The organism is Serratia sp. Res13-Sevr-LER1-36-b, assembly GCF_015673035.1.
Lineage (GTDB): Bacteria > Pseudomonadota > Gammaproteobacteria > Enterobacterales > Enterobacteriaceae > Chania > Chania fonticola_C.
The window spans coordinates 22,685-32,908 of the sequence record NZ_JADACK010000018.1 but is presented as its reverse complement, the minus strand read 5'-3'; the positions used below and the strand labels follow the sequence as shown (position 1 = coordinate 32,908).

The window sequence follows — 10,224 nt, the reverse complement described above, 5'->3', positions numbered from 1 at the left end:
CATGCACTTTCTGACGCTTTTCTTCTTCGATATCTATCCGTATATCGCCGGGGCGATCTTCCTGATCGGCAGTTGGCTGCGTTACGACTACGGGCAATACACCTGGCGTGCTGGCTCCAGCCAGATGCTGGATAAAAAGGGCATGCGGCTGGCCTCTAACCTGTTTCATATTGGCATTCTGGGCATTTTTGCCGGGCACTTCCTTGGCATGCTGACGCCGCACTGGATGTATGAATCTTTCCTGCCGATCGCCGTGAAACAGAAAATGGCGATGTTTGCCGGTGGGGCCTGTGGCGTGATGATGTTGGTGGGCGGTGTGCTGTTATTAAAGCGCCGTTTGACCAACCCACGTATCCGCGCCACCAGTAGCGTGGGGGATATCCTGATCCTGACGTTGCTGGTCGTGCAGGTGTGCCTGGGGCTGTTGACCATTCCGTTCTCTGCTCAACACATGGACGGTAGCGAGATGCTGAAGTTGGTCGCCTGGGCGCAAGCGGTGGTGACCTTCCATGGCGGTGCAGCTCAACACCTGGAAGGGGTTGCTCTGATATTCAAGATCCATATCGTGCTGGGCATGACCCTGTTCCTGATATTCCCGTTCTGCCGTCTGGTGCATATCTGGAGCGTGCCGGTGGAATATCTGACTCGCCGCTACCAGTTGGTACGTAACCGCCGTTAATTCCCCACGTTATCCAGCGGCAAGGTCTTTGGACGTTGCCGCTGTTCTATTTCCCTCGTATTGCCGCTTAACCAATACCCTTTTATCGTTGACTCAGTCTTTGATTCTGGCCTGCCTTAGCCTCCCCGAACCAGGCCAAACAGCTTATTCTTATAGATCTCTTTTCGGCGTTGATCTAGGCTGTGCCATTAGGTTAACGGCATGGTTTACCAGGTTAGTTAAGCGAACGGAATCAATCAGTAAAATTTCCTGTTAGGATTTTCATTATGCTGATGTTAAATAAGGGCTAGATCAAAAGAGCGTAAATGGTTTGATTAATTACGCTGGATGCTAAGCCAAACGAGTTAGGGATAAGCAGACTGAACACCTATGACCATTGATAACCTGTCCCACCCCGTCCTGCCGCTGAAAATCATCGCGACCGGTGCGGCGTTGCCTCCTGGCTGCATCGAATCTTCGGCGTTGGATCGACAATTGAACAAACACGTCGGCTATGTAGAAAAACGCTCGGGGATTATTCATCGCTTTCATGCCAGCAATCAGGCCAGCCAGGCCGAACTGGCCGTCGCCGCATTGGATGATGCGTTGGCTCGCCATGCTATCCCGCGTGACTCCATCGATCTGTTGATCTCGGCTTCGGCTATTTCCGTACAGGCATTACCCTTTAGTGCCGCGCATATTCTTAAAATCGCTGGCTTACCCTCAGGTACCGCAGGTTTTGATATCAATACCAGCTGCGTCAGCTTCATTAGCGCATTGCAGGTGGCGGCTGGGCTTCTCAACACAGGCGTTTACCGGCGAATTGCCATTGTCTCCGCCGATATCGCCTCGCGCGGTATCGACTGGGAAGATGAAGAGTCCTCACTGATTTTTGGCGATGGCGCCGCCTGTGCCATTGTGGAGCGCGGCGATGGGCGCAGCGGTATTTTGTCCTACCTGATGGAAACCTACCCGGAAGGCAGCGATTTGTGTGAAATCCGCGCCGGTGGCACGCGCTGTAACCCGCGCGCCGGGATGAACGACAGCGATTTCCTGTTCCATATGAAGGGCAAGCAGCTGTTCCGCCAGGCTTCGGCGCTGATAGAAGGCTACCTTGAGCGCTTGCTGAGCGCCGCAGGGCTCACCTTGACACAAATCGCCACCGTGGTCCCGCACCAGGCCAGTCATCTCTCGCTGGAACATATGCGCAAAAGGCTGCATGTAGCGCCAGAGGCGTTGGTGGATATCTATCGTTACCGGGGCAACCAGGTGGCGGCGTCAATTCCTTCCGCGCTGCACGAGGCGGCGATCACCGACAGGCTGAATGCCAATCAGCCGGTAATGTTGATCGGTACCGCTGCTGGGCTGACCCTGGGCGGCATGGTTCTGCTGCCATGAAAGTCTTGGTAACCGGGGCGACCAGTGGGTTAGGGCGCAATGCGGCCGAGTGGCTGTTGGCTGCCGGGCATCAGGTGCATGCTACCGGGCGTGATGAGGCCGTTGGCCGTGAGTTGGTGGCACTGGGGGCAAAGTTTACCCCGTTGGATCTGACCCGTGCCGGGATGGAACAGTGCGAACAGCTGATGAGGGGGTATGATATCGTCTGGCATTGTGCCGCCAAATCTTCCCCGTGGGGCGATCGCAAGGCGTTTTTCCAGGCCAACACCTATGTTACGGAAAAGCTCGCCAAAGCTGCCGGGCGCTGCGGGGTGAAACGCTTTATCCATATCTCGACGCCGGCGATCTATTTTGATTTCAGGCATCATCACAACATCACCGAAGGTGAACCTGCCCGCCGGTTTGCCAATCATTACGCTGCCAGCAAGTATGCTGCCGAACAGAGCATCAGCGCGCTGCTGCATCGCTATCCGCAAACCACCTACCTGATCCTGCGCCCGCGCGGCCTGTTTGGCCCGCATGACCGAGTGATCGTACCCAGGATCCTGGCCCAGATGCAGCGTGATAAAGGTACTCTGCGCCTGCCCGGCGGCGGTAAAGCCTATCTGGACCTGACCTTTGTGCTCAACGTAGTGCATGCGATGGATCTGGCCAGCAACCGGGCGAATTTGCCTTCCGGCGGCATTTATAACATCACCAACCAACAGCCACAGCGGCTGGAGGATATGCTGCACCAACTGCTGGCCCAGCAGCTAGGCTGGCAATATAGGGTGCAGGCATTGCCTTACCGGCTGCTGTGGGCGGTGGCAGGGGGGATGGAATTGATAGCCCATTTTACCGGCAAAGAGCCTATGCTGACGCGCTACAGCGCGGCGGCGGCCTATTTTGATATGACGTTGGATAACAGCCGCGCGATTGAAGATCTGGGCTACCGGCCACGTTATAGCCTGGAGCAGGGGATTGAGCTGACCGGGCAATGGATGAAACAGCAGGGGATGGCGGCGCATGGCTAACATCACCACCTTCGAAATCGGCTATTGCACCCACCTTGGCTGCATGGCGCTGCGTGGCTCGCCGATGCGTAGCTGCAAATTCCCCTCCCGTGCCTACCTGTTGGAGGTGGGCGAACGTCGCTGGCTATGGGATACCGGCTATGCCAGCTATTTCCAACAGTACACCGCCAGCGGTATTTTCCGGTTGTATAGCCAGATTACCCCGGTCTATTTCAGCCCACAGCAGGCGCTGCTTGAGCAGTTGCGTAGCCGGGGGGTAGGCGTGGGTGATATTGAGGCGGTGATTATTTCCCATTTTCATGCTGACCATATCGCTGGCCTGCGTGATTTCAGCCGCCTCAAGATGATTTGTTCCGGTGAGGGCTGGCAGCAAACTCGTGAGCTGCGTGGCTTTGCCGCCCTGAAGCGGGCTTTTATACCGGGGTTGATCCCCGAGGAGTTTGAATCCGCATTGCAGTTTGTGGAGTCATTCCCGCTACAGAGTCTGCCAGCCGAACTGGCACCGTTCCAGCAGGGGTATGCACTACCAGGCAGCGAAGGGCAAATCCTCATTGTGCCTCTGCCAGGCCATGCGGCGGGCCATCTTGGTGCCTTTGTCCAAACCGACGCGGGCTGGACGCTGCTGGCAAGCGATGCCGCCTGGTCGCCGCTGAACTACCAGCAACTGCGTGGTCCTTCACGGCTGGCGAACCTGATCATGGATAATCCGCGTAGCTACTACCAAACCCTTGAGGCGCTTAACCAACTGCATCACGGCGGCGCGGCGGAGATCCTGCTGTGCCATGAGGGGGATTTATGATCCCGCTGATGACGCTGTGGCACTATCTGCGAGCGCGCAGGCTGCATTTCACCGAACGGGCAGAACTGGAGGCTTACCAGGCGCGTCAGTTAAAACGCTTCGCCCGTCGGGTATTGGCGTATAGCCCCTATTTCCGGCCATACTGTCTGTTACCCGTGAGCGAATGGCCAGAAATGGACAAAGCGATCATGATGACGCATTTTGATCGGATGAATACCGCTGGGCTGCAACTGGAGGCGATGTTGGCCTGTGCCCGGCGCAACGAAACCGATCGTGACTTTACCCCCAAAGTGGGCAAATACAGCGTAGGTTTATCGACCGGTACCTCCGGGCGACGAGGCGTGTTTGTGGTCAGCCCGCAGGAACAGCAGATCTGGGCTGGCGGGATGCTGGCCAAAATGTTGCCGCAAGGGGTGTTTGCCGGTGAGCGGGTCGCGCTGTTTCTGCGTGCGGACAACAATCTGTATCACAGCGTCAACAACCGCTGGTTGAGCCTGACGTTTTACGATCTGTTTGCTCCCTTTGCCGAGCACTTACCGCAGATTGAGCGGGAGCAACCCACCATCGTGGTCGCACCTGCGCAGGTATTGTGCGCGTTGGCTAACGCAGTTGAACGGGGCGAACTGCAATTGCGGGTGAAGAAAGTGATCTCGGTGGCCGAGGTGCTGGAGCCGCAGGATCGCCAACTGCTAAAGCGGGTATTTGCCGACGTAGGTGAAGTCTATCAGGCCACCGAAGGTTTTCTGGCAGCCACCTGTAGCCACGGCACCTTACATCTGAACGAAGAGTTTATTCACGTGGAACCGCAGTGGATCGATGAGCAGCGATTTACCCCGCTGATCACCGATTTTACGCGCCGTACGCAGCCGATCGTGCGTTATCGGCTGGATGATATTCTGGTGCGGCGTGCGGAGCCTTGCCCATGCGGCCAGGCCAGCATGGCGTTGGAGCGGATTGAAGGGCGCTGTGACGATCAACTCTTGCTGCCAGGATTGCAGGGCACAGCGCAGCGAGTCTTTGCCGATCTATGCCGCCGTGTGATTGCCAACGCGTTACCCGCCGTGGCGGATTATCGCCTAACCCAGTTGTCTAGCCAGCGGCTGCATCTGATGGCCGACTGTAGCCCTGCCGAGCTGGAACATTGTCAGCAGCACCTGATGGTGCTGTTTACCCAGCAAGGTATCGCGGTGCAGCAACTGGAGTGGCAACTGACCGCACAGAGCATCATGCCGCAGTTCGATGCCAAACGCCGTCGCATCGTGCGTTTGCCGGAGGCATCATGAAAGAGGTGATCTATCGCCTATGGCAAATGCTGCTGGGCTGGGGCTTTGTTGGCCTGATTTATAACAGCACTGACCGATGGCAAGGAGCGGGTTATCAGCTGACGCCGAGTTGGCTGGATCGCGCAATTCCCTTTAGCCCGCACGCTATCTGGTTATACCTGTCTTTTTTCCTGATCGTTCCGCTATGCTATCTGTTGTGCCCGCTGAGCCGGATCAAATGGCTTAGAAGCTCGATGCAGCTTGCCGCTATTGTTGCGGGGGCCATCTATCTGCTGTGGCCGACGACGATGGACTACCCGGTCGATCACGGTAGTTCACTCAGCTCCACCATGCTGGCGGCATTGATCGGGATTGATTCAAAACAAAACTGCTTACCCTCTTTGCATATAGCCTTGACGGCCCTGGCGGTGTGGGCCGTGGCGGACAGTCGGAAAAAATGGCGCAGTGTACTGTTGTCGGTTTGGGGACTGGCGATTGCCTTCTCTATTCTGCAACTGCGCCGTCACCTGCTGGTGGATTTGTTCAGTGGAGCGGTGTTGGCCATGGCCGTCGGCTATGCCTGCCAGCATGTTCGATGGATTGTCAGTGATTTTCGTCAGGGAGAACGACCATGACCGATCTGGTAATACCGATAGTCTTTATGCTGTGCGTGGTGCTGGGCGAAGCCCTATGGCTGCAAAAGCGCAACCGGGGCAGCGTTGATTGGCACGATGTGATCTTCAACCTCAACTCCGGGCATATCATGCTGTGGCTGTTCCGGGGGCTGGAGATCTTCTGCTATGGCTATGTGGCGACCCATTTCAGCCTGGGCCTGGTCGATAGCTGGCCGGTTGCGCTGGTGTGGCTGTTTGCCCTGCTGGCGTGGGACTTTGGTTTTTACTGGTTACACCGTCTGCATCACCGTTTCCGTTTACTGTGGGCGGTGCATGTGGTGCATCACCAGGGCGAGCATTTCAACCTTTCGTTGGGCGTGCGTAACTCGTGGTATTCGTCATTAACGTCGATCCCGTTCTTTATGCTGCTGGCGTTGGCCGGTGTGCCGCTTTCGGTGTTTATCACCGTTTCGATCCTGCACTACGGCATTCAGCTGTTTAACCATAATGCGCTGACCCCAAAACTGGGCTGGCTGGAAAAAATCTTTGTTACCCCGGCGCACCATCGGGTGCATCACGTCAACGATCTGGCCTATTCCAACCGTAATTTTGGCGGCAGCTTTATCTTCTGGGACAAGCTGTTTGGCACCTTTGGCCCGTCGCTGCCAACCGAGCCTTTTGCCTATGGCGTACGCGGGGAGAAATCTTCGGTTAATCCGTTCTGGGCCAGCAATCAGCCGTTTTTGCGCTACTTCAAGCTGCCTTACAAACCTTCGGCCAATAGCGCCCGTTTCCGCAGCTCCGCGTGGTGTATGGTGAGTGGTGCGTTGCTGCTGTTCGCCCTGGTGCTGGGTTATGTGTATCGCTTTGGATATGGCTACAACGGCCTGACCGGCGAGCAGGCGGTACTGTTTATGCTGTTGGCGGTAGGCGCGGTAGCGCTGGGGGGGATTGCCGAAGGCCGTAGCTGGGGCGTCAAGGTTTGGTTACTGGTGGCGTTGGCCGCTCCACTGCTGTTGCTGTTGGCGCTGGGGTGGCACCAACCTTACTGGTGGCTGATGACTTGCGGCATTGCGGTGCATGGCTGCGCCGTCGCCGCGGGCTGGGGACGCCAGGAGGAAGCGGCCCATGGCTGACTCTCTGCCGCCACTCTCTTTCCCTGCGGATGGGGAACAGGCGTTTCATCGTGAACTGAAACGTCGGGCCCATGCTTATCTGAGCGGCCGTGACGATCACCGCTTTGCCGATGTGGCCCGTTGGGTCAAGGCTATCGTCCTGCTGTTGTTGTGCGTGGGGTTTTACCTGCTCAGCCTGATGCAGCAGCAGGGGCTGGCGTTTATGCTGTGTTACTTTGCCTTTGTCATGATGGGCATGTTGCTGAACGTTAACGTCAATCATGACGCATCGCATAACGCGTTCGCCCGCACTCCTTGGGTGAATCGCCTGGCGGGGCGTTTGGTGACGATCCCGCTGGGGGTCGATCCGGACTATTGGCGGACACGGCACGTCAGCTATCACCATGTGTATGCCAACGTCGAACATTACGATCTGGACACCGAAGAGAACGGCTTTTTCCGCCAGACACCGTTCCAGCAATGGCGAGCGCACATGCGCTATCAGCACCTTTACTGGCCGCTGATTGCTGCCTTGTCGCTGCCCTATATTGCGCTGGTGTTTGATTGGTCAGACCGGTTGGGCAAAACCCCGTTGGCCACCGAGGGTGTACTGGCCGGGCGCAAGGGCTGGGCGGTGTTTATTGCCAGCAAACTGTGCCACATAGTGGTGGTGCTGGTGATCCCGTTGGTGGTTTGCCAGCAACACGGTATCGGCTGGCAAACGGTGCTGATCGCTTATCTGTTGAGCCAGATGCTGGCCTCGCTGCTGGTGGTGTTCTTACTGTTGGGTACCCACTGGGCGCAGGCCGAGTTTTACGCGGTGCCAGAGGGGGGGCAAATGCCGCAGGGCTGGTATCGGCACAACTTTGCCACCGCCTGCGACTGGGAAACCTCGCCAAAGTGGCTGCATCACCTGACCGGCGGGTTGAATTATCATCTCACCCACCATCTGTTCCCCGGCTGGAATCACCGCCATTATCCCGCGTTGGCCGCCATCCTGGCTGAACTCGCGCCACGCTATGCCATGGATTATCGCTGCATCGGCTATCGCGAACTGTTGCAACAGCAGCAACGCTTCCTACGCACGATGGGGCAACAGCCGCGATGAAAATGCCAGACACCACGCCGTTGCGGCCCTTGGCGTTCCAACGGGAGAACCGCGACATTCATCTGGCGCTGATGCGTGGCAGCCAGGCTTATCTGGCGGAGCGGGGCGACCACCGCTTTGCCGACCGCGGAATGTTCGCCAAAGTGTTGCTGCTGATCCTGGTGTGCGCGGGCTTTTATGCACTCAGTTTGCAACAGCAAAACGCCTGGGCCTATTTCGGCTGCTACGTCGGCTTTATTTTCTCCGCCATGATGTTGACGGTGAACGTGGTGCACGACGCCTCACACAATGCCTTTTTCAAACAGGCACGGCTGAACCACTGGCTTAATTTTATTGTGAGCATCCCGTTGGGGCTGGATGCGGACTGTTGGCGGGTGCGCCACGTCATTTTCCACCATGCCTACAACAACATTGAAGGTTACGATCCGGATATCGAGCCGAACGGCGTGCTGCGGCAAACGCCGTTCCAGCAGCGCAAAACCTTTATGCGTTTGCAGCAATACTACTGGCCGATAGTGGCGGCACTGACTTTCCCGTATTACATCTGGCTGTTTGACTGGTTGGATCGGGCTGGCAAAACGCGCATGACGCCCAAGATGATGTTGCAGGGGCGCAAAGGCTGGGGCGTTTTCTTGCTGAGCAAGCTGGCGCACTTCACGTTGGCGTTGGCAATCCCGCTATGGCTGATGCCGCCTGAGGTCAGTGCTACGGCGATCTGGTTGACTTACCTGCTGAGCCAGATGCTGTCGTCGTTGGTGTTTGTGATGTTGATTGTCGGTACCCATTGGGCCAAAGCCAATTTTTATCAGGTTCCCGAGCAGGGCAAGATGGTGCATGGCTGGTATCAACATCTGTTTTCCACCACCTTCGACTGGCAGGCCACGCCACGCTGGGTTGGCTACTGGCTGGGCGGTGCCAACCTGCACCTGACTCACCATCTGTTCCCGCATTGGAGCCATCGGCATTACCCGGCTCTGGCGAAGATTATTGCCGAAGTCGCTGCCCAGCACGGGCTGGATTATCAGTGCCTGGATCTGAAAACGCTGTTGCAGATGCAACAGCGTTTTTTGGGGGCGATGGGGAAGCCGTAAAGTTATTCCGGCTTCATCCCGGCGGCGGTCATCAGCAGGCGGAATAGCGAAGCGACCAAAAACAGCCCCAGAACGCTGGCACTCCAGATAATCACCAACCAGCCGACGCGTTTCCACCAGGGAATGGTGGCGGTGTTCTCATTCATCGTCTTATTCATCAATGATACCCATCCTCATGGCTCACCTTGCCGCGGAACACGTAGTAGCTCCAGAAGGTGTAGACCAAAATAATCGGAATAATAAACAGTGCGCCCACCAGCATGAAGCCCAGACTTTGTAGCGGTGCAGCGGCTTGCCACAGGGTGATAGTCGGCGGGATCAGCAGCGGCCAGATGCTGATACCCAGGCCGCTTAGCCCCAGAAATACCAGCAACAGCGTCAGCAGGAATGGCGAATAGTGGGCATCGTGGCGTACGCCGTGCCAGATCCCCCAGGCGCTGAGCAGTACCAGCAGCGGCACCGGCAGCAGCCAGAACAGGTTCGGCAGACTGAACCAGCGGGTCGCAATTTCAGGGTGAGCGATTGGCGTCCAGACGCTGACGGCCAGCAGGATTAGCAGCAGGCTAACCAACAGCGGTGTGGTCAGACGATGCATCCGGGCCTGCAGGCTTCCCGCTGTTTTCATGACCAACCAGGTACAGCCAAGTAACGCATAGGTCACTACCAGGCCCAAACCGCAGAACAGGGCGAACGGAGTGAACCAGTCGAAGGGGCCGCCAACATAGGCGCGGCCTTCCACCGGGAAGCCGTCGATAATCGCCCCGACGACCAGGCCCTGGCAGAAGGTGGCCAGGATTGAACCGCCGATAAACGCCTTGTCCCAAATATGGCGTTTCTCCGGTTTGGCCTTGAAGCGGAACTCAAAGGCCACGCCGCGGAAGATCAGGCCAAACAGCATTAGCGTGAGGGGAATGGCCAACGCATCCAGGATCACCGCATACGCCAGTGGGAAAGCCCCAAACAGGGCGGCCCCGCCAAGCACCAGCCAGGTTTCGTTGCCGTCCCATACCGGTGCCACGGTATTCATCATTACGTCGCGATCGTGGCTGTCTTTCACCCACGGGAACAGAATTCCGATGCCCAGATCAAAGCCGTCCATGACCACATACATCATGGTGCTGAACACGATGATCACAAACCAAATCAGCGGAAGATCGATACCCATG

11 protein-coding genes are annotated in these 10,224 nt (G+C 57.1%); 9 read left to right on the top strand and 2 right to left on the bottom strand.

Annotation, left to right across the window (positions count from 1 at the left end):
* Position 1: 1 nt before the first annotated feature.
* The 9 genes from narI (at position 2) to IMQ33_RS11840 (ending at position 9,058) form a co-directional block, all read left to right on the top strand.
* Positions 2-679, top strand: a complete 678-nt coding sequence (gene narI, locus IMQ33_RS11880; RefSeq protein ID WP_024485415.1) for a respiratory nitrate reductase subunit gamma — start codon at positions 2-4, stop codon at positions 677-679.
* A 369-nt stretch (positions 680-1,048) separates the two neighbouring features.
* Entirely contained in the window at positions 1,049-2,056 is a 1,008-nt protein-coding gene (locus IMQ33_RS11875; RefSeq protein ID WP_161712432.1) for a 3-oxoacyl-[acyl-carrier-protein] synthase III C-terminal domain-containing protein, read from the top strand.
* Positions 2,053-3,069: an NAD(P)-dependent oxidoreductase gene (locus IMQ33_RS11870; protein ID WP_161712433.1), complete on the top strand. Its 1,017-nt coding sequence runs from the start codon at positions 2,053-2,055 to the stop codon at positions 3,067-3,069. The genes IMQ33_RS11875 and IMQ33_RS11870 overlap by 4 nt, the downstream gene beginning before the upstream one ends.
* The gene (locus tag IMQ33_RS11865; RefSeq protein ID WP_196061474.1) at positions 3,062-3,868 is read left to right on the top strand and encodes an MBL fold metallo-hydrolase; all 807 of its coding nucleotides are present in this window, start codon (positions 3,062-3,064) and stop codon (positions 3,866-3,868) included. The genes IMQ33_RS11870 and IMQ33_RS11865 overlap by 8 nt, the downstream gene beginning before the upstream one ends.
* Positions 3,865-5,151, top strand: coding sequence for a F390 synthetase-related protein (locus IMQ33_RS11860; RefSeq protein ID WP_196061475.1), 1,287 nt, complete (start codon positions 3,865-3,867; stop codon positions 5,149-5,151). Before IMQ33_RS11865 ends, IMQ33_RS11860 begins: the two co-directional genes overlap by 4 nt.
* Positions 5,148-5,765, top strand: a complete 618-nt coding sequence (locus IMQ33_RS11855) for a phosphatase PAP2 family protein (protein WP_196061476.1) — start codon at positions 5,148-5,150, stop codon at positions 5,763-5,765. The genes IMQ33_RS11860 and IMQ33_RS11855 overlap by 4 nt, the downstream gene beginning before the upstream one ends.
* Positions 5,762-6,880, top strand: a complete 1,119-nt coding sequence (locus IMQ33_RS11850) for a sterol desaturase family protein (RefSeq protein WP_065684247.1) — start codon at positions 5,762-5,764, stop codon at positions 6,878-6,880. The genes IMQ33_RS11855 and IMQ33_RS11850 overlap by 4 nt, the downstream gene beginning before the upstream one ends.
* The gene (locus tag IMQ33_RS11845; protein WP_196061477.1) at positions 6,873-7,967 is read left to right on the top strand and encodes an acyl-CoA desaturase; all 1,095 of its coding nucleotides are present in this window, start codon (positions 6,873-6,875) and stop codon (positions 7,965-7,967) included. The genes IMQ33_RS11850 and IMQ33_RS11845 overlap by 8 nt, the downstream gene beginning before the upstream one ends.
* Positions 7,968-7,969: 2 nt before the next feature.
* Entirely contained in the window at positions 7,970-9,058 is a 1,089-nt protein-coding gene (locus IMQ33_RS11840) for an acyl-CoA desaturase (protein ID WP_098931915.1), read from the top strand.
* 2 nt (positions 9,059-9,060) lie between these two features.
* On the opposite strand, the gene IMQ33_RS11835 is transcribed toward IMQ33_RS11840, so the two are convergent.
* The gene (locus IMQ33_RS11835; protein ID WP_074028769.1) at positions 9,061-9,204 is read right to left on the bottom strand and encodes a DUF2474 domain-containing protein; all 144 of its coding nucleotides are present in this window, start codon (positions 9,202-9,204) and stop codon (positions 9,061-9,063) included.
* A gap of 11 nt (positions 9,205-9,215) precedes the next feature.
* A complete protein-coding gene (gene cydB, locus IMQ33_RS11830; RefSeq protein WP_196061478.1) occupies positions 9,216-10,223 on the bottom strand; it encodes a cytochrome d ubiquinol oxidase subunit II in 1,008 nt (335 codons plus the stop codon).
* Position 10,224: the final 1 nt, after the last annotated feature.